Raw genomic sequence first — 19,384 nt, 5'->3', positions numbered from 1 at the left:
GCTCAGCCGCGACGACGGCGGCGCAGTGTGTCGAGCGCGTAGGTGCCCGGACCCACCACCGCGAACAGCAGGAAGATCCAGGAGTACAAAGCCGCCATCTCACCCTTGTTCTGCAGTGGCAGCAGCGCGTCGGGCTGATGGACGACGAAGTACGCGTAGGCCATCGTGCCCGAAAGCAGGACCGCGACCGGGCGGGTGAACAGGCCCACCAGGATCAGCAGCGAGCCGACCACCTCGATCACTCCGGCGTACCAGCTCGGCCAGGTGCCGACCGGGACGGCCGCCTTGTCGAAGAAGCCCATCTTCTGCAGGCCGTGGCAGAGGAACAGGAACGCGACCACTACGCGGACGACGGAGAGGGCCAGGCCTTGCCATTTGGCGGGGGTCTGGCCGATCTCGGTGGTCGTGGCGGTGGCTGTCTGGGTCATGACGCATCCTTCCGGCTCAAGGTGGTCTAAACCATTGATGGGAATGAGGATGCCGGATACCCCCATCGGCAGGGAACTTTCTTTCGGGGGGTAATTCCGTGGTATGCCCTGATTTAACAACGCCGCAATGAACGAGAACGCGAAATCGGCCTCTTTCCTGGAATCATTCCAGGAAAGAGGCCTCGGCGATTTCGATCAGCGACGGCGGCGCAGGGTGTCGAGGGCGAAGGTGCCGGGGCCGATCGCGGCGATCAGCAGGAAGATCCAGCAGTAGAGGGCGGACAGCTCGCCCATGTTCAGCAGCGGCAGCAGGCCTTCCGGTGCGTGGACGGTGAAGTAGGCGAAGGCCATGACGCCGGAGAGGAGCACCGCGACCGGGCGGGTGAACAGGCCCGCCAGCACCAGCGCGGCGCCGACGACCTCGATCACGCTGCCGTACCAACCGGGCCAGGAGCCGAGTTCGACAGCGCCACCGGCACCGTCGACACCGCCGAAGAATCCGAATCCTTGCAAGCCGTGGCAGAGGAACAGGAACGAGACGACGATCCGCACGGCCGACTGGATCGCACCCTGGAGCTTCGTGGCACGCGGGGTGGTGGTGGCCTGGGCGGGGGTGATGGTCTGCGTCATGGTTTCCGGTCCTTCCGGGAAAGTCTGTCGGGCGGCTTCTGACAACGCGTCGGACGGGCCCGACGCGAATCGACACCCGGGCGGAGACTTTTTTCGCGGGCCGGTCACATCACTCGTTCGGAGCAGCGTCAGACTGGATGCCATGGCGGGTAAGACGAGTGCCGGGATCCTGCTCTTCCGCAGGTCGGGTGTGGTGACCGAGGTGCTGCTCGGGCATATGGGCGGGCCGTTCTGGGCGAAGAAGGACGCGGGCGGCTGGTCGATGCCCAAGGGCGAGTACGAGCCGGACGAGGCGCCGGAGGCGGCCGCGCGCCGCGAGTTCGCCGAGGAGCTGGGGCTCCCGGCGCCGGAGGGGGAGTACTTCCCGCTGGGCGAGGTGAAGCAGTCCGGCGGCAAGGTCGTCACCGTCTGGGCGGTGGAAGGCGACCTCGACCCGGCTCAGGTCGTGCCGGGCACCTTCGAGATGGAGTGGCCGCCGAGGTCGGGCCGGACGCAGGAGTTCCCGGAGGTCGACAGGGCCGCCTGGTTCGGGCTCGCCGAAGCGGAGGAGAAGCTCCTCAAGGGCCAGCGCCCATTCCTCGCCCGGCTGGGTGAGCTGCTCAACGGCTGAGGCCTTACCCCTCAAGCAACGCGCTGAGTGGTTTGTCGGCGAGTGATCCCAGTACGAGATCGGCGTGGTCGAAGTTCAGCACCGCGGTGATCGCGTTCGGTACCGCGACGCACGTGAGTCCCGCGGCCTTCGCCGCGGTGACGCCGTGCGGTGAGTCCTCGAACGCGATCGCCTCGGACGACGGCAGGTCCAGTGCCGCGAGCGCGGCCAGATAGAGGTCCGGGCTCGGCTTCGCCTCGTGGAGGTCTCCGGTGAGGACGGCCTCGAACGAGTCCGCCAGGCCGAGCCGGTTCAGCTGCGTGGTGACCCAGTCACCGGTCGAACTCGACGCGATGGCCAGCCGGAGGCCTCGCTCTTTCGCGTCGTCGAGGTACTCCTGGACGCCGGGACGCGGTCCCTCGGATTCCAGCAGTTCGGTGACCCGGGCGCGGACGCCGGTGCGGATCGCGAGCGTGTCGAGTTCCTCGCCGTCCTTCTCGAGCAGCTCGAACATCGCGGTGGCGGTGTGCTGTGTGCCGATGACGGTGTGCCAGACCGCCAGGGGGAGTTCGCCGCCGCGCTGCCGGAAGGTCTCTTGCCAGGCCGCGAGGACGGCGGCTTCCGTGTCGACCAGCGTTCCGTCGAAGTCGAAGATCAGAGCGCCGGTCATGGGACGAGTCTACGTCTTGACGCACTGAGGGGGACGGATTACCGTACGCGTTCGTTAGGAAAGTTACCAAACGAACAAGCGCCGCGCACCCGTCCCTCTCAACCCGCCGCCACGGATTCCCGGGGAGATCGATGTGAAGGCCCGAACCCGACTACTACCACTCGGCGCGGCGATCATCCTGTTGCCGACGCTGCTCAGCGGCAACGCGCAGGCCGCCGATGTCCTTTTGTCCCAGGGTAAACCCGTCCTGGTCTCCTCGGTGGAGTCCGCCGAGTACGGCGGCCCGCTGGCCGTCGACGGGAAGACCAATACTCGCTGGGCGAGCGTCGAAGGCGCGGACCCGCAGTTCATCCGCGTCGACCTCGGCGGCCCTTCCGCCGTCAACCGGGTCAAGCTGAACTGGGAAGCGGCGTACGCCACCGCGTACAAGCTGGAAGTCTCCAACGACGGCTCGGCGTGGACCTCGGTCAAGTCCGTCACCAACGGCAACGGCGGCACCGACGACCTCACCGGTCTGTCCGCCCGCGGCCGCTACCTGCGTCTCGTCGCGACGAAGCGCGCCACCAGTTACGGCTACTCCCTTTGGGAGATGCAGGTTTACGGGACCTCGGACTCCTCCGGTGACACCCAGGCGCCCACCGCGCCCACGAACCTGAAAGCCGGTTCCGTCACTTCGTCCACAGTGGACCTGACGTGGACGGCGTCGACGGACAACGTCGGCGTCAGCGCGTACGAGGTGCTCCGGAACGGTCAGGTCGTCGGCACATCGGAAACGGCGTCCTACACCGACAGTGGCCTGAGCGCGGCGACCGCGTACACCTACACCGTCCGCGCGAAGGACGCCGCGGGCAACACTTCGGGTGCCAGCAACCAGATCCAGGCGACCACGCAAGCGGGCGGCGGTTCGTCGTTCGTGCTGGCCGCCGCGGGTGACATCGCGGACCAGTGCACCGCGTCCTCGTCCTCGTGCATCCACCCGAAGACCGCCAACCTGGTCGGGCAGATGAACCCGGCCGCGGTGATCACCATGGGCGACAACCAGTACGACGACGCCCACATCGAGGACTTCACGAACTACTTCGACAAGACCTGGGGCAAGTACAAGAACATCATGCACCCGGTCCCCGGCAACCACGAGACCTACGACCACACCCCGCTGGGCGCCTACAAGAAGTACTTCGGCAAGATCGCGACGCCGAACGGGAAGACCTACTACAGCTGGGAAATGGGCAACTGGCACTTCGTGGCCATCGACAGCACGGAGTTCTCGCCGGGGCTGGCCGCGAACGCCGTCAGCGACGAGCAGCTGAACTGGATCAAGCAGGACCTGGCGAAGAACACCAAGCCCTGCGTCGCCGCGTACTACCACCACCCGCGCTATACCTCGGGTGACCACGGTGACAACCCGAAGATGGCCACGCTCTGGGAGACCATGGTCAAGAGCAAGGTCGACCTGGTGCTCAACGGGCACGACCACCACTACGAGCGGTTCTTCCCGCAGAACGCCAGTGGGGCCAAGGATCCGAACGGCCCGGTGCAGATCATCGGCGGTGGCGGCGGGATGACGCTGTACCCGGTCAAGACCGAGCATCCGGCGACGGCGAAGGCGATCTCGACCTTCGGTGTGCTCAAGCTGAACATGTCGGACAACGCTTTCTCGACGCAGTTGATCGGCCTCGACGGCAAGACCATCGACTCCTCGCCCACCTACACCTGCCACTGATCCACGCGATCGGGTGCCGGGGCGCGGGCGTGTGCGCGGCGTCCCGGCACCTCCTCGCGGCGTAGGAGGTCTCCCATGTACATCGCCACCGCCAGGGCTGCGCCAGACGTGCCGAAAGGGGGCATCAAACGGGCCGTCACCGGGAACGTCGTCGCGCTGGGCCTGGTCAGCCTGGTCACCGACATCTCATCGGAGATGGTGACCGCGGTCCTCCCGCTCTATCTCGTCCTCGGTCTCGGCCTGAGCCCGCTGCAGTTCGGCGTGCTCGACGGCCTTTATTCCGGCGTCACCGCCGTGGTCCGGCTCCTCGGCGGGCACCTCGCCGACCGGTGGCAGCGGCTGAAGGCGGTCGCCTGCTTCGGTTACGGGCTTTCCGCGCTGGGCAAGATCGGCCTGATGCTGGCCGGTTCGTCCACCGTCGCGATCGGGGCGGTGCTCGCGGCCGACCGCACCGGGAAGGGCGTCCGGACCGCGCCCCGGGACGCGCTGATCACCTTGAGCAGTGACCCCGAGCACCTCGGGCGCGCGTTCGGCGTACACCGGGCGATGGACACCTTCGGCGCGTTCCTCGGCCCGCTGGTCGCGATGGCCGTGCTGTGGCTCAGCCTCGGCAGCTACGACTCGGTGTTCTTCACCAGCTTCTGCATCGCCGCGATCGGCGTGATCATCCTGGTGGTGCTGGTCAAGGACCATCAGCCGACGTCGCGAGCCGAGCGGCACAAGGTCTCCTTGCGGGAGACCGCGGGGTTGATCCGGCAGGCGCCGTTCCGCCGCATCTGTGTCTGGGCCGCGTTGCTGGGCCTGGTCACCCTCAGCGACTCGTTCCTGTACCTCGTCCTGCAGCGGCGGTGGGAACTCGGCGCCGTCTTCTTTCCCTTGCTGCCCTTGGGAACCGCCGGTGTGTACCTGCTGCTCGCCGTTCCCCTGGGCAGGCTTTCGGACCGCGTCGGCCGCTGGAAGGTCTTCCTCGGCGGGCACCTCGCGCTGGTCGCCGCCCTGCTGGCGCTGCTCGGACCGGTGGACGGCGGCGTGCTCGCGGTGCTGGCGCTGATCCTGCACGGTGTCTTCTACGCCGCGACCGACGGTGTCCTGATGGCCGCCGCCGGGCCACTGCTGCCCGAACACCAGCGAGCGAGCGGGCTGGCACTGGTGCAGACCGGGCAGGCGACGACCCGGATGTTCGCGTCCGTCCTTTTCGGACTCGCTTGGACGGCTTGGGATCTGCACGCCGCGGTCATGGTGGCCGCGGGCACACTAACCGTCGTGGTCGTCGCGGCCGCCGTGATCCGTCCACTGAGGACATCCGCATGAAGGGGCGGATCCTTGGCGTGGCGGCGGCGGTCGTCGTCCTGGTCGCGGCAGCCGTCGGGTACGGTATCCTTTCGCGGGATCGCGGTCCGGGCGTCAACGCCGTCGCCGTCGTGTCGGGGCAGGTCTCCGTGCAGTCTCCGGGCCAGTTGTTGTTCCGCAACACCGCCGAGGGTCCCGACTTCGGCCACCTCGCCACGGTGCCCGTCGACCGGCCCGGCGAGGTACGGAAGGTGGCCGGACTCAGCTGCGACCGATTCGCCGCCTCGGCGGGGACGGCACTCTGCCTGGCCGCGCAGCCGGGCGTGCTGCCGCCGATGACCGACGTCATCGTGCTGGACAAGGACCTGAACGAGATCCGCCGGGTCGAACTGCCGGGCACGCCCAGCCGTGGCCGGGTCTCGCCGGACGGCGAACTCGTCTACTGGACGCTGTTCGTCAACGGTGATTCCTATGCGGAGACAGGGTTTTCGACCAGGGCCGGAATCCTCGACCTGTCGAGCGGGCAGCTGCTGAAGAGCGTCGAGGAGATGGCACTGTTCCTCGACGGCAAGCAGTATTACTCGTCCGACGTGAACTACTGGGGGATCACCTTCGCCCCCGACGGCAAGCGGTTCTACGCGACCGTCGGAACCAAGGGGAAGACCTACCTGGTCGAGGCGGACTACGAGAAGTACAGCGCGAACATGATCCGGGAGAACGTCGAGTGCCCGTCACTTTCGCCGGACGGGAAGCGGATCGCTTTCAAGAAGCGGGTCTCCGCCGATCTCGCGGCGCCGTGGCGGCTGGCCGTGCTCGATCTGGCGTCCGGCAGGGAGACCATGCTGGCCGAGACGCGGAGCGTGGACGACCAGGCCGCCTGGCTCGATGACCGAACCGTGGCTTACGGGCTGGAGTCGGGGATCTGGGCGGTTCCCGCGGACGGGAGCGGGGCGGCGCGGGAACTGGTCACGCGGGGTGCTTCGCCGGCGGGTGTGTAGTGGGCCTCGACCTTTACACGTCCCCAAGTACATGAAGGCCCCCTTCCTTGCGCCTAGCGCCAGGGGCCCGGCAAGCGCGGTCTTGCAGGCCAGGCGGTAATCGTTCGCTGTATGAGGCCGACGATGAAGGAATGGGGACGTTGAGTGTCCCATTCCTTCATCGTCGCGGGGTCACTAGCGATAATGAGTCCGGATTACCAACAGCAGCGCTGACCAGCGGCTCTGCAACTTTGCCGGGACCCTGCGCCTAGCGCAAAGGAAGGGGGCCTTCACGGACCTTCGGCAGGCAACCACTCACGAGCGGGCCACGCCCAGCGCGTCCGCCTGCTCTCGGAACACGTCGTAGGCCGCCTTCCCGAACAGCACGAACCGCACCAGCTCCACCGAACTGGCCCCGGCCGACAGCGTGTTCACCACCGTTTCGAGGGCGATTTCCGCGGCGGACTCGATCGGCCACCGGTAGATCCCGGTCGAGATCGCGGGGAACGCCACGGTGTGCGCACCCAGGTCGGCCGCCACGTGCAGCGAGTTGCGATGACAGGCCGCCAGCAGCGCGGAGCGGTCTTCGGAGTCGGACCACACCGGCCCGACGGTGTGCGCCACCCAGCGCGCCGGAAGGCGGCCCGCCGTGGTGGCGACCGCCTCTCCGGTCTTCAGTCCCTTGCCGTAGTGCCCCGCGCGCAGCGCCCGGCATTCGGTGAGGATCTCCGGTCCGCCGCGGCGGTGGATGGCGCCGTCCACCCCGCCGCCGCCGAGCAGGGACGAGTTCGCGGCATTGACCACGACGTCGACCCGCTGTTGGGTGATGTCGCCTTCGACCAGTTCGATCCTCATGACCGCTCCGTCAGCCGTTGAAGTACTCGATCAGTACCGGGGCAACCGCTTTCGGCTTGAGCATATGCGTCTGGCCTTCGATCGTCTTGTGCTCTGCGCCGGGAACCGCCTTCGCCAGCGCGGCGACACCGTTACGGATCCACGCGGGGCTCTTGCCGCCGTCCATGACCAGCGTCGGCACGGAGACGCTCGCCCAGCGGCCCTCGGGCAACGGGGTGCCGTCGTGCAGGCCGTCGAACAACGCGGCGTCGTAGCGCAGGGTCGGCGCGACCTTCTTCAGCTTCGGCCACGCGGGCATGAACTGCATCATGAACACGACCGGCGCCGGGACACGGACGCCTTCGCGCATGAAGGTCTTGATCGCGGTTCCGGGTCGTCCGGTGGCGATGGCCGTCTCCAGCCGTGCGGTGTAGTCGGCCGGGACCGGCGGGCGCGTGTCGTCGACGACCAGCGGGAATTCGTAGACCGCCAGTTTCGTGATCGGCAGTCCGGCCTTCGCGGCTTCGAGGGCGAGCGCGGCGCCGGACGAGATCCCGTAGACGTGGGCGGCCCCGCCCGCTTCCTTGATCAACGCCGCGATGTCCTCGACTTCGCGGGCGACGGAGAAGGGCTCGGTGTCACCGCTCTCACCGCTCTCACCGCGGCCGCGGCGGTCGTAGGTGTAGACGGTGAAATGCGGTGCCAGCTCGGCGGCCAGCGGCTTGGCCGGGCCGAACTCGCGGTGGCACATGGCGCCGTCGACGAGGATGACGGCGGGGCCGGAGCCGGTGCGGGTGTAGGCGATGGTGGTGCCGTCTTGCGAGGTCACGGTGCTCATGGCGGAGATTCTCCTCGATCGGTTTAGCGAGTGAAACGGACGATGACGGCGGTGACCCAGCCCCAGGCCAGCAGCACGGTCGCCCAGAAGGCGAGCATCACGACGGCGTTCGCGTTGCCGGAACTGATCCCGGCGAAGGAGGCGAAGAACGCGATGCCGGTGGCGCGGGAGTAGACGGCCCAGCCGCGGTGCCCCTCACGGGAGAAACGGCTCGCGAACACGAACGTCGCGACGATCAGCGAGAGGAAGCCGACCGACCCGGCGGCCATGTGCAGCGCCCCGGCGGTGCTGAGCGTCGCGGAGCCGGTACCGACAGGGCCGGAGTCGATAGGGAAGCCGTTACCCGCGTCGGCCTTGAAGACCGCCGCGAACAGCAGGCTGACGCCGAAGACGCCCAGGAGTCGTGGACCCCAGACGCTGCCTCTGCCGGGCTCGAGCGTTCGGCTCAGCCCGATCGCTCCCGCGATCAGCAGGACGCCGGACACCAGGAAGTTCGTGACCTGGATCCAACCGGCGTCGCCGTTGCTCAGCATGCTCGCGGGGTGCTTCGTCATGTCGAAGCCGTCGCGGAGGGCGGCCTGGGTGAACGAAGTCAGGAAGTACAGCGGACCCGAGACGGCGCCGCAGACGAGCAGGGCGCGGGTCGGAATCGCGACGGGGGTTCGGGTGGCGGCGATGGTCATCGTCTCGGCCTTTCGAAGCGGGGGGCGTTGGGCACAACTCTCGCTCCGAACTCTAAAATTGTCAAGACAAAAAAAGTTGTCGGTGACGCAGGTCGCAGCACCCGAAGGCGTCGCAACTAGAGGACTACTTGCGGTTTCGCAAGGTCAGGAGGGTGATCTCACTCGGCGCGAAGACGCGCAGCGGCGGTCCCCAGAAGCCGGTGCCGCGGCTCGTGTACAGCTGCGTGCGTTCGCCGTGGCGCGAAAGTCCGGCCAATACGGGCTGGTCGAGCCGCACCAGAAGGTGGAACGGCCAGATCTGGCCGCCGTGGGTGTGCCCGGAGATCTGGAGGTCGACGCCGGCCTCGGCGGCCTGCTTAACCTGCTTCGGCTGGTGGGCGAGCAGGACGACCGGGGTGCTCGCGGCGACACCGTCGAGCGCGGCCGGGAGGTCGGGGCCGTGACCCGGAAGTCCCGAGGCGGCGCCGGTCGGGTCGTCGATCCCGGCGAAGACGAGGGTGTCCCCGCCGTTGTGGACCGGCACATGCCGGTTGTGGAGCGGTTCCCAGCCGAGGTCGCGCATGTGGTCGAGCCAGGCCTGCGCCTCGCCAAAGTACTCGTGGTTGCCGGTGATGTAGAACTTGCCGAGCTTCGCGCGCACCTTCCCGAGCGGCGCGACCTGACCCTCGCGTTTGGCGACCGAACCGTCGGCGAGGTCGCCCGCGTGGGCCACGACGTCGGCGTTGAGTTCGTTCACCACCTCGACGACCTTCTCCGACCACTTCGTCCGGTTCAGCGGACCGAAATGCGTGTCGGTGATGATGGCGAAGCGGAGACCGTCGAGTCCGGCGCCGAGCCGGGGGAGGACGACGTCGAGTTCCTTGAGCCGCGGGACGCGCCGGGCTTCGGCCATCCCGTACGCCGCCAGCACCACGAAGGCCACCACGACGACGCCGGACACGATCTCGGCCGCACCGTCCACTCCGGACACCGAAAGGACGAGCCGTAGCACGTTTCCGAGTACCGACAAGGAGAACAGCAGCCAGATCAGCCCGAGGGAGAGGTCGCCGATCTTCGCCGCGAGGTCGCGCTGCCACGGGCCGTGGCCGAGGACCATGCACGCGGGTACGGCGAGCACCGCGGCGGCGAACACGATCGTGCCGATCACTTCGAGCGCGGCCGGGAGTTCGGGGGAGCCGACGATCGTCCACCACGGCACGCCGAACAGGAGAGCGAGGACGGCGATCAGGGCGGCGACGCGGACAAGGATGCGAGGCATGATGCCGCCAGGCTAACAGACCATCGGTCTCTACCGCGTTCTTCGCTGAGGGGTGTTTCAGGTACGTAAGTGGACGTACGTGAGGTGTCACTTCACGGTGGAGCTTTCTGCTCCTCAGCGATGTGGCGTACACGAGCGTGATGATCGCGTCCGGCGGGTCGTGGACCGGACCGCTGTCGATGCGCAAGGCGGTGACCGGTCGAGATGGTGACCTCGGGGGTCGCCTTGGTCGTGCTGGGTCTTAGCGGTGCGGCTGGCCTCCGTGAAGCGGTTCACGCCCGGTCGACGGTGCTATGAACGGTCCTTTCCTTGCAAAATTTGCAAGGAAAGGACCGTTCATAGCACGCGCTACCGGCCCACGTAAGCGCGCAGATGCTGCGCCGTGAGGGTGTCACCGGAGGTGACCAACTCAGAAGGCGTCCCGGTGAACACCACCTCGCCACCGTCCACCCCCGCGCCCGGCCCGAGGTCGACGATCCAGTCGGCGTGCGCCATCACGGCCTGGTGGTGCTCGATGACCACCACCGTGTTCCCGTCGTCGACGAGCCGGTCGAGCAGGCCCAGCAACTGGTCGACGTCGGCGAGGTGCAGTCCGGTGGTCGGCTCGTCGAGGACGTAGGTCGCCGACTTCTCCGCCATCCGGATGGCCAGCTTGATCCGCTGCCGTTCCCCGCCGGACAGCGTCGTGAGCGGCTGCCCGAGCCCGAGGTAGCCGAGGCCGACGTCGGAGAGCCGGTCCAGGATCGTCCGCGCCTGCCCGGAGGTGAAGAACTCGCGCGCTTCGGCCACGGGCATCGCGAGGACCTCGCTGATGTTCTTGCCCCGCAGCCGGTAGGTCAGCACCTCCGCGGTGAACCGCTTGCCCTCGCATTCCTCGCAGACCGTCGCCACTCCGGCCATCATCGCCAGGTCGGTGTAGATCAGCCCGATGCCCTTGCACTTCGGGCACGCGCCCTCGGAGTTCGCGCTGAACAAAGCGGCCTTGACGCCGTTGGCCTTGGCGAACGCGACGCGGATCGGGTCGAGCAGTCCGGTGTAGGTCGCCGGGTTGCTCCGCCGCGAGCCGCGGATGGCCGACTGGTCGAGCACCACCACGTCGTCCCTTGTGGACAGTGAGCCGTGGATGAGGGAACTTTTGCCCGAACCGGCGACGCCGGTGACCACGGTCAGCACGCCGAGCGGGATGTCGACGCTGACGTCCTTGAGGTTGTGCCGGGTCGCGTTCCGGATCGGGATCTGCCCGGCGGGCGTACGGACGTCGGGACGCAGCCGCGCGCGGTGGTCGAGGTGCCGCCCGGTCAGGGTGCCGGACGTGCGCAGTCCGGCGACGTCGCCGGTGAAGCAGATCTGCCCGCCGTTCGGCCCGGCGCCAGGACCGAGGTCGACGACGTGGTCGGCGATCTCGATCGTCTCCGGTTTGTGCTCGACCACGAGCACCGTGTTCCCCTTGTCCTTCAACAGGAGCAGCAGGCCGTTCATCCGCTGGATGTCGTGCGGGTGCAGCCCGACGGTCGGCTCGTCGAAGACGTACGTGACGTCGGTGAGACTGGAACCCAGGTGCCGCACCATCTTCACGCGCTGCGCCTCACCGCCCGACAGCGTCCCGGATTCGCGGTCGAGGCTCAGGTACCCGAGGCCGATCTCGACCAGGGACTCGAGGGTGCCGCGCAGTGTCTCCATCAGCGGGCCGACCGACGGGTCGTCGAGTTTGCGTACGAAATCGGCAAGATCGCTGATCTGCATCGCCGAGCACTCGGCGATGTTCACCCCGTCGATCTTCGAGGACAGCGCCGCCTGGTTGAGCCGGGCCCCTTCGCACGCCGGGCACTTCTTGAAGGCGACGGCCCGGTCCACGAACGTCCGGATGTGCGCCTGCGCCGCTTCCTTGTCCTTCGACAGGAACAGGCGCTGGACCTTCACCAGCAGGCCCTCGTACGTGGTGTTCATCCCGCCGAGCTTCATCTTGGTGGCGGGCTTGTGCATGAAGTCTTCCCACTGCTGCGGGGTGTAGTCCTTCAGCTTCACCGCGGGATCGACGAAACCGGACTCCGCCAGCCCCTTCCAGTACCAGGTCTCCGGGGCGAAGTTCGGGACGGTGATCGCCCCTTCGTTGAGCGAAAGCTCCTTGTCGACAAGCTGGTCGACGTCGATCGTGGACACCGTCCCGAGCCCTTCGCAATCGGGGCACATTCCCTCGGGAAGGTTGAAACTGAACGCGCCCGACGTCCCGACGTGCGGCTGTCCCAGCCTGCTGAAGACGATCCGCAGCATCGTGTGGGCATCGGTCGCGGTGCCGACCGTGGAGCGGGCGTTGGCCCCCATCCGCTCCTGGTCGACAACGATCGCGGCGCTCAGGTTCCGCAGCGCGTCCACGTCCGGCCGCCCGACCGGAGCCATGAAGGACTGGATGAACGCGGTGTAGGTCTCGTTGATCAGCCGCTGCGACTCCGCGGCGATGGTGCCGAACACCAAGGACGACTTCCCTGAACCCGAGACACCGGTGAAGACGGTGAGACGGCGCTTGGGGATGTCGACCGAGACGTCGGCGAGGTTGTTCTCTCTGGCTCCGCGCACCTGGATCATGTCGTGGCTGTCGGCGGCCGAAAGCATGGCTCTCCCCTGGTTGGAACTCTTTAGCCTGTAAAGTGAGGGTAGCAGAGGTTAGTTTATGCTGTAAGGAGTTGGCACGTGGTCGTCTACGCGGCTCAGGGAGACCCTCGTCGGTCGATGGCCCTGCTCTGGCGGACGGAGTCGCCGGACGTCGAGCGCCCCGGCCCCAAACCGGGACTTTCGGTGGAACTGATCGTCGAAACCGCCGTCGAGATCGCGGACGCCGACGGTATGGCAGGCCTTTCGATGCGGGCCGTCGGTGACCGGCTCGGCCGCACGGCCATGGCGCTCTACACCTACGTCCCGAGCAAGAGTGAACTTCTCGACCTCATGTACGACAAGGCTCTCGCGGAGCTGTCGGCCACCTACGACGGGGACGACTGGCGGGCCGACGCCGCGCGGTGGGCCGAGGATCTCTGGGTCTTCTATCTGCGGCACCCCTGGGTCTTGCAGGTCTCACAGGCGCGGCCGGTGCTGGGACCGCACGAGTACGTCGTCCTGGAGTCGCTGGTGAAGATCCTGCGCCGGACCGGGTTGCCGCCGGCGATGCTTCGACGGCTGGTCAGCGCGCTGTACTCGTGTGTGCGCGAGCCTGCCAGGACGGCGTCGGAGTCGCGGCAGGCGGAGAGGGCGACCGGGCAGTCCGACGACGAGTGGTGGTACGCGCGGTCCGCGCACCTGCGGGAGGTGTCGCCGGATTTCGCGGAGCGGTTCCCGACACTGACCTGGATGGAGGGCGAGCACGCGTTCCGGATGGAGGACGAGACGGTGTCCTATCTGGAGCAGGAGGCGAGGGAGGCCTTCGAGCTTTCCCTGTCCGTACTCCTGGACGGGATCGAAGTCACGATGAAAGCGGAGTAGCCTTCTCCGCATGCCCAGTGATTTCGTCTTGAAGACCATGAACGCCGTCCACCGCGTCATCCAGAAGGTCAGCGGCGGCCGTGCCGGCTGGGAGGTCGCCGGGATGACCGTCCTGGAGCTGACCACCATCGGCCGTAAATCCGGCCAGCCACGCACCGTACTGCTGACCTCGCCGCTGCGCGAGGGCGACGCGTACGTCATCGTGGCCTCCCGCGGTGGCGACGACCAGCACCCGGCGTGGTTCCTCAACCTGCGCGACAACCCCGACGTCCAGGTCACGCTGAAGGGCGAGACCGCCCGGCCGATGGTCGCGAGCGTCGCCGACTCCGAGCAGCGCGCCCGCCTGTGGCCCAAGATCACCGCGGACTACAAGAACTACGCGCAGTACCAGACCAAGACCGAGCGGGAGATCCCCGTGGTGCTGCTGGCCCCGAAGGCGTAAGCCCGTCACGAGGTGGCCTTCATGTACTGGGGAAGGAGTCCCCGCGGCAGGCCGGGTCCATCGGCCCTACCGGCGAGTTGGTAAGCCGGGGACCGTTGTCCTCGACGAAGTACACGACGAGAGCGCGAGGATGCCGATGTCCGACTCCTTGGGTCTCGAGCTGCTCGACCGCGAGCAGTGCCTGTCACTGCTCGCGGGTGCCGGGCTCGGCCGGGTGGTGTTCACCTCCCGCGCCCTGCCGGCGATCCAGCCCGCCCGGTTCGCGCTGCACCACGGTGCGATCGTGGTCCGGACGCCGGCACAGAGCGCGTTGTTCGCCGGAGTGCTCGACAGTGTGGTCGCGTTCGCCGTCGACGAGTTCGCCGCGGACCTGGGGACCGGCTGGTTCGTCACCGTCCTCGGCCGCGCCTCCGAGGTGCGTGACCCGATCGTGATCGCCGAGCTCGCGACCTTGCCGCTCGGCTGCTGGACTGGGCAAACGGACGCCCGCTATCTCCGGATCCCGATCGAGTCGGTCACCGGACGAAGGATCCTCGGCGCATGCGGTAACGAAGCACTGTCCGTGATCGACGCACCAGATGAGCGATCCGGGCGCGTCTGTCATTCCTGACCCCACTGCCCGGGGAGTTAGTCCGGGACGGTGACGCCAGTGCGGCGGGTGAGTGCGGCGAGTGACGCCAAGGCGCCGAGGATTCTGGACGCGGTGGCTGGGATCGCCCACGATCTCAGCCTCTCCGACGTCCTGCGGCGCATGGTCGAATCCGCCTGCGAGCTGACCGGTGCGCCGTTCGGCGCGCTGAGCGTGCTCGATTCGGATGAGTTCATCCGTTTCGGCGACGCGTGGAACACCCCGCCGTCCGAGGACGAGTCCCGTGTGATGCCCATCCGGATGCGTGGCCGCATCTTCGGGATGCTGTACCTCGCCCGCAAGCCGGACGGCGAGGAGTTCACCGAAGCCGAGGAAGACCTGCTCGTCGCGCTCACCGCGGCGGCCGGTGTGGTGATCGAGAACGCCGCGCTGTTCGACCAGGTGCAGCGGCGCGAACGCTGGCTCGAGGCGTCCTATCACGTCACCGGCGCGCTCCTGACCGACCAGGACCTGACCGCGACCCTGCACCTGATCGCCGAACGCGCCCGCGTCGTCGCCGGTGGCACCACCGGCGCGGTGGCCCGTCCACGCGGCGACGGTCAGCTGGTCTTCGAGATCGTCGAGCCGCCGGGGCCCGACGCGAACCGGCTCGCCGGGATCGCCGTACCGACGGAGGGCACCGCGACCGGGATGGCGTTCACCACCGGCAAACCCGTCATGGTCCGGGACTACGGCGAAAAAGTGGTCGAGTACCAGGGTGAACGTGGTGCCGTGATGCCCGCGGTGGTCAAGGACCTCGACTCCGCGGTCGCCGTCCCGCTGATCGTCGGCGAGGAGAAACTCGGCGTCCTGCTGGTGGCGAAGTTCCGCGACAAGACCCCGTTCTCCGCCTACGACGTCCAGCTCGCCGAGACCTTCGCCGCGCACGCAGCGCTCGCGGTCGAATTCGCCCGCGCGCAACAGGACAGGCAGCGGCTCGCCGTCTTCGAGGACCGTGACCGGATCGCCCGCGACCTGCACGACCTGGTGATCCAGCGACTGTTCGCGATCGGGCTCGGCCTGGAGGGACTCAGCAGGCTCACGGTCGAACCCGCCGTCGCCGACCGCGTTGGCGATTTCGCGCACGAGATCGACCGCACTATCCGCGAGATCCGCAACAGTATCTTTTCGTTGCAGGAGCCGGCCGAGGCGCAGGGCAGCCTGCGGTCGGAGCTGCTGCGCGTCGCGCTCGACGCGGGCTGTGCGTCCGAACCCCGGGTCGGGTTCGACGGGCCACTCGATTCGGTCGTGCCGGACACGGTTCGCTCGGACCTCGTCGCGACCCTGCGCGAGGCACTGTCCAATGTGGTCAGACACGCGGAGGCGACGGCGGTTTCGGTCGATGTCTCGGTCGACCGCGACGGGCGATGGCTGGAGCTTTCGGTGGTGGACGACGGCGTCGGTATGCCTGCCGAACCCGGCCATCGCAGCGGCGTGGCGAACCTCGCCGAACGCGCGGCCCGCTGGAACGGGTCGTTCAGCGTCGAAGCGAGGCCGGAGGGCGGGACGAAGCTCGACTGGTCGGTGCGCCTGCCGGCCCGACAGGGGAGTGTGGGATGACGATTTCGGTGTTCCTGCTGGACGATCACGAACTCGTCCGCACCGGCCTGAAGACCGTCTTCGAAGCCGAAGACGATCTCACGGTGGTCGGCGAGGCGTCCACGGCCGCCGAGGCGCTCGTCCGGATCCCCGCTGTCAAACCGCAGGTCGCGGTGCTCGACGTCCGGCTTCCGGACGGCGGTGGGATCAGTGTCTGCCGTGAGATCAGGGCGGCCGTCGAGCCGCCGCCCGCCTGCCTGATGCTGACGTCGTACTCGGATGACGACGCGTTGTTCGGCGCGATCATGGCCGGTGCGGCCGGGTACATGCTCAAGCAGGTCTCCGGCGGCGCGCTCGTCAAGGCCGTCCGCACGGTCGCGGCGGGCGGATCGCTGCTGGACAGCACGCTGACGGCGTCGGTGATGAACCGGTTGCGCGGCGAGACCGACGATCAACCGGATCCGCGATACGAACAGCTGAGCCCGCAGGAGCGGCGCGTGCTCGATCACATCGCCGATGGGCTGACCAACCGCCAGATCGCGGAAAAGCTGTTCCTGGCGGAGAAAACGGTTAAGAACTACGTGTCGTCCTTGCTGCACAAGCTCGGCTTCGAACGCCGCACCGCCGCCGCCGTCTACGCCACCCAACGCCGCAAGCCGTCCTCTTAGAAGAGCGTGATCCCGTCGGCGAAACCGGGATCCTCACGCAGCACCCGGCGAAGTTCGTTGAGCGCCCGATGCTGGGTGACGCGCACCGCGCCCGCGCTCGCCATGCCCAGCGTGCGGGCGGTCTCTTCGGCACTGAACCCGAGGATCACCCGGAGCACCAGCACATCCCGCTGCTTCGCCGAAAGCACCTTGAACAACCGTGACAGCTCGCGGCCGCGCTCGGCCTTCTCGACCTCATCGAACGTCGGGTTCCACGGACCGTCCTGTTCGGGTTCCGGATCCGACACCGGCGCGGAAGGATCGCGGGCGAGGTTCCGGCGGACGTCGGAGACCTTGTGCGAGGCGATCCCGAAGACGTACGGCAGGAAGCTGTTGTTCTGGTGGCTGTAGCGCGGCAACGCGACAAGGACGGCCATCAGGACCTCCTGTGCGCAATCTTCGGCGTTGGAGATGCCGCGCGTCGGTCCGCCCAGCCTGCCGAGGCAGTACCGGAACACGATCGGCCGGAGAAGCGTCAGCAGGCTGCCGATGGCCCGCCGGTCACCACTGATCGCCGCGCTGATCATTTCGCCGTCCGGCTCTCCCGGACGGGGCACGTACGTCGGGCGTATCGCTTCGGACACGGTCATCACGCCGGATGGGCCGTTCTCGGTGTGTACCTGTGCGTTCCCATCGTCCCCACCTCCCGAAAGCCCCCAGCTCTGTTTGGCCCTTCCGACGTTACGGAGCGCGTTCGCGAGTCACACCGGTACAGCAGCCCGGAGTAGTCGGGTCTTTAGGCCCTGGTGTGTCTTGGCTATGGACTTTCGCCGAATTGGTCTAGACAATTAACCCAGCGCGGCGGCAGGCCGCCCCTGGTACGGAGGAATCGCGATGAGGCGTTCCAGATCCCTGGCCTTTCTGGCCGTTGTGGTGCTCACCTTCGCCGGTTTGATAACCGGTGGCGGCACCGCGAGCGCGGCCAACCTGCTCCTCAACCCCGGCTTCGAGGCGGGCTCGACGTCCGGCTGGTCCTGTGCGGCGGGCGCGGCCGTGACCACGCCGGTCCGTTCGGGCGGTTACGCCGTTTCGGTCACGCCCGGCTCGACGACCGGGAAATGCGCACAGACAGTGTCCGTCCAGCCGAACACGACCTACGTGGTATCCGCCTGGGTGAACGGGAACCCGGTGTACCTCGGGGTCACGGGCGGTCCATCGACCTGGACCGCCGCGACCTCCTACACACAGCTTTCGCTTTCGTTCACGACGTCGGCCACGCAGACGACGGCGGAGGTGTACGTCCACGGCTGGTACGGGTCCGGCACCTTCTACGCGGATGACATCACCCTCGACGGGCCGGGTGGCGGGACCCCGGGAGCGCCTCCGGCGCCGGGAAATCCGGCCGTGGGCACGGTGACGAACTCGTCGATCGCGCTCACGTGGGGAGCCTCGGCCGGCACGGTGACCGGGTATCGCGTGTACGAAGGCGGGAAGGTGGTCGCGACGGTGACCGGGACGTCGGCCACCGTTTCGGGGCTGACAGCCTGTTCGTCGCACAGTTACTCGGTGGCCGCGTACAACAGCGCCGGTGAATCGCCGAAGACCACGGAGGCGGGTGCCACGACCGGCGGTTGCGTCGACACCGGCCTGCCGAAGCACGCGCTGATCGGTTACCTGCACGCGAGTTTCGCCAACGGTTCCGGCTACACACGGATGGCGGACGTCCCGGCGGCGTGGGACATCGTCAATCTCGCGTTCGGTGAGCCGACTTCGGTGACCTCCGGCGACATCCGCTTCACCCGCTGCCCCGTGGCGGAATGCCCGACCGTGGAAAGCGACGCGGACTTCATCGCCGCTATCCGGGCGAAGCAGGCGCAGGGCAAGAAGGTCCTGATCTCCATCGGAGGGCAGAACGGTCAGGTCCAGCTGACCACTACCGCGGCGCGTGACGCGTTCGTCAGTTCGGTCTCCGCGATCATCGACCGCTATGGGTTGAACGGGCTCGACATCGACTTCGAGGGACACTCGCTGTACCTCAACTCCGGTGACAACGACTTCCGCAACCCGACCACACCGGTGATCGTCAATCTCATCTCGGCGCTGAAGACACTGAAAGCCAAGTATGGCGCGGGATTCGTGCTCACGATGGCGCCGGAGACGTTCTTCGTGCAGACCGGGTACCAGTACTACGGCGGTCTCGGCGGCGCCGACAACCGGACGGGCTCGTACCTGCCGGTGATCCACGCGATGCGGGACGCGCTGACCGTGCTGCACGTCCAGGACTACAACTCCGGGCCGGTGATGGGCCTGGACAACCAGTACCACTTCATGGGTGGCGCGGATTTCCACATCGCGATGACGGACATGGTCAAGGCCGGGTTCACCGTGGCTTCGACCGGGTTCCGCTTCCCGGGGCTACGCGCGGATCAGATCGCGTTCGGGCTGCCCGCGGCGGTGAGCGCGGGCAACGGGCACACCGCGCCGGCGGCGGTGCATTCGGCGTTGAACTGCCTGGTGAAGAACTCCGGTTGCGGGTCGTACACCTTGCGCGGCGGTGCTTCACCGGCGTTACGCGGGCTGATGACGTGGTCGATCAACTGGGACCGGTACTACGGCTGGGAATTCCAGAACAGCCATGAGCCGTTCCTGAACGCCCTCCCCTGATCCCGCAATTAGTCCTCTGGTTGCGGTCCTTGCGCGTGCATACATCGCAACCAGAGGACTACTTGCGCCGGTG

19 protein-coding genes are annotated in these 19,384 nt (G+C 67.6%); 10 read left to right on the top strand and 9 right to left on the bottom strand.

Going from position 1 to position 19,384, the window contains the following annotated elements:
- Positions 1-2: 2 nt before the first annotated feature.
- Positions 3-428, bottom strand: a complete 426-nt coding sequence (locus ACM6LU_RS19990; protein ID WP_414939237.1) for a DoxX family protein — start codon at positions 426-428, stop codon at positions 3-5.
- A 195-nt stretch (positions 429-623) separates the two neighbouring features.
- Positions 624-1,058 (bottom strand): DoxX family protein, encoded by a 435-nt coding sequence (locus ACM6LU_RS19985; RefSeq protein WP_414939236.1) that lies wholly within the window; start codon positions 1,056-1,058, stop codon positions 624-626.
- A 142-nt stretch (positions 1,059-1,200) separates the two neighbouring features.
- Here ACM6LU_RS19985 and ACM6LU_RS19980 point away from each other — a divergent pair, with 142 nt between their 5' ends.
- A complete protein-coding gene (locus tag ACM6LU_RS19980; protein ID WP_414939235.1) occupies positions 1,201-1,668 on the top strand; it encodes an NUDIX domain-containing protein in 468 nt (155 codons plus the stop codon).
- Positions 1,669-1,672: 4 nt separating this feature from the next.
- Here the strand turns inward: ACM6LU_RS19980 and ACM6LU_RS19975 are convergent, their stop codons facing one another.
- Entirely contained in the window at positions 1,673-2,317 is a 645-nt protein-coding gene (locus tag ACM6LU_RS19975; protein WP_414939234.1) for an HAD-IA family hydrolase, read from the bottom strand.
- Positions 2,318-2,450: 133 nt separating this feature from the next.
- On the opposite strand from ACM6LU_RS19975, the gene ACM6LU_RS19970 reads away from it, so the two are divergent.
- The 3 genes from ACM6LU_RS19970 (at position 2,451) to ACM6LU_RS19960 (ending at position 6,328) form a co-directional block, all read left to right on the top strand.
- Entirely contained in the window at positions 2,451-4,040 is a 1,590-nt protein-coding gene (locus ACM6LU_RS19970) for a discoidin domain-containing protein (RefSeq protein WP_414939233.1), read from the top strand.
- Between the two features lie 75 nt (positions 4,041-4,115).
- Positions 4,116-5,351, top strand: coding sequence for an MFS transporter (locus ACM6LU_RS19965; protein ID WP_414939232.1), 1,236 nt, complete (start codon positions 4,116-4,118; stop codon positions 5,349-5,351).
- A complete protein-coding gene (locus tag ACM6LU_RS19960) occupies positions 5,348-6,328 on the top strand; it encodes a TolB family protein (RefSeq protein WP_414939231.1) in 981 nt (326 codons plus the stop codon). The genes ACM6LU_RS19965 and ACM6LU_RS19960 overlap by 4 nt, the downstream gene beginning before the upstream one ends.
- Before the next feature lie 294 nt (positions 6,329-6,622).
- On the opposite strand, the gene ACM6LU_RS19955 is transcribed toward ACM6LU_RS19960, so the two are convergent.
- The 5 genes from ACM6LU_RS19955 to ACM6LU_RS19935 all read right to left on the bottom strand — a co-directional run bounded on the left by ACM6LU_RS19955 (position 6,623) and on the right by ACM6LU_RS19935 (position 12,530).
- A complete protein-coding gene (locus ACM6LU_RS19955; protein WP_414939230.1) occupies positions 6,623-7,162 on the bottom strand; it encodes an O-acetyl-ADP-ribose deacetylase in 540 nt (179 codons plus the stop codon).
- Positions 7,163-7,172: 10 nt separating this feature from the next.
- Positions 7,173-7,979, bottom strand: a complete 807-nt coding sequence (locus tag ACM6LU_RS19950; protein ID WP_414939229.1) for an alpha/beta fold hydrolase — start codon at positions 7,977-7,979, stop codon at positions 7,173-7,175.
- A gap of 23 nt (positions 7,980-8,002) precedes the next feature.
- A complete protein-coding gene (locus ACM6LU_RS19945; protein WP_414939228.1) occupies positions 8,003-8,662 on the bottom strand; it encodes a DUF998 domain-containing protein in 660 nt (219 codons plus the stop codon).
- A gap of 124 nt (positions 8,663-8,786) precedes the next feature.
- On the bottom strand, positions 8,787-9,920 hold the full coding sequence (locus ACM6LU_RS19940) for a metallophosphoesterase (protein WP_414939227.1): 1,134 nt from the start codon (positions 9,918-9,920) through the stop codon (positions 8,787-8,789).
- A gap of 348 nt (positions 9,921-10,268) precedes the next feature.
- Entirely contained in the window at positions 10,269-12,530 is a 2,262-nt protein-coding gene (locus ACM6LU_RS19935) for an ATP-binding cassette domain-containing protein (RefSeq protein WP_414939226.1), read from the bottom strand.
- 78 nt (positions 12,531-12,608) lie between these two features.
- Between ACM6LU_RS19935 and ACM6LU_RS19930 the strand changes: the two genes are divergently transcribed.
- The 5 genes from ACM6LU_RS19930 (at position 12,609) to ACM6LU_RS19910 (ending at position 16,668) form a co-directional block, all read left to right on the top strand.
- Positions 12,609-13,391, top strand: a complete 783-nt coding sequence (locus ACM6LU_RS19930) for a TetR/AcrR family transcriptional regulator (RefSeq protein ID WP_414939225.1) — start codon at positions 12,609-12,611, stop codon at positions 13,389-13,391.
- A 10-nt stretch (positions 13,392-13,401) separates the two neighbouring features.
- Positions 13,402-13,833: a nitroreductase family deazaflavin-dependent oxidoreductase gene (locus tag ACM6LU_RS19925; RefSeq protein WP_414939224.1), complete on the top strand. Its 432-nt coding sequence runs from the start codon at positions 13,402-13,404 to the stop codon at positions 13,831-13,833.
- A gap of 130 nt (positions 13,834-13,963) precedes the next feature.
- A complete protein-coding gene (locus ACM6LU_RS19920; protein WP_414939223.1) occupies positions 13,964-14,443 on the top strand; it encodes a pyridoxamine 5'-phosphate oxidase family protein in 480 nt (159 codons plus the stop codon).
- A gap of 30 nt (positions 14,444-14,473) precedes the next feature.
- Complete coding sequence (locus ACM6LU_RS19915; RefSeq protein ID WP_414939222.1) at positions 14,474-16,021, top strand: GAF domain-containing protein; 1,548 nt, start codon at positions 14,474-14,476, stop codon at positions 16,019-16,021.
- A complete protein-coding gene (locus tag ACM6LU_RS19910) occupies positions 16,018-16,668 on the top strand; it encodes a response regulator (protein ID WP_414939221.1) in 651 nt (216 codons plus the stop codon). The genes ACM6LU_RS19915 and ACM6LU_RS19910 overlap by 4 nt, the downstream gene beginning before the upstream one ends.
- On the opposite strand, the gene ACM6LU_RS19905 is transcribed toward ACM6LU_RS19910, so the two are convergent.
- Positions 16,665-17,297 (bottom strand): sigma-70 family RNA polymerase sigma factor, encoded by a 633-nt coding sequence (locus ACM6LU_RS19905; protein WP_414939220.1) that lies wholly within the window; start codon positions 17,295-17,297, stop codon positions 16,665-16,667. The two genes, ACM6LU_RS19910 and ACM6LU_RS19905, sit on opposite strands and share 4 nt — an antisense overlap.
- A 244-nt stretch (positions 17,298-17,541) precedes the next feature.
- Here ACM6LU_RS19905 and ACM6LU_RS19900 point away from each other — a divergent pair, with 244 nt between their 5' ends.
- Complete coding sequence (locus ACM6LU_RS19900) at positions 17,542-19,311, top strand: chitinase (RefSeq protein ID WP_414939219.1); 1,770 nt, start codon at positions 17,542-17,544, stop codon at positions 19,309-19,311.
- Positions 19,312-19,384: the final 73 nt, after the last annotated feature.

Origin of the sequence: Amycolatopsis sp. cmx-11-51, assembly GCF_047608665.1 — a bacterium.
Classification (GTDB): domain Bacteria; phylum Actinomycetota; class Actinomycetes; order Mycobacteriales; family Pseudonocardiaceae; genus Amycolatopsis.
Note: the sequence above shows the minus strand (reverse complement) of the source record. Positions and strands in the feature narration are given on the sequence as shown.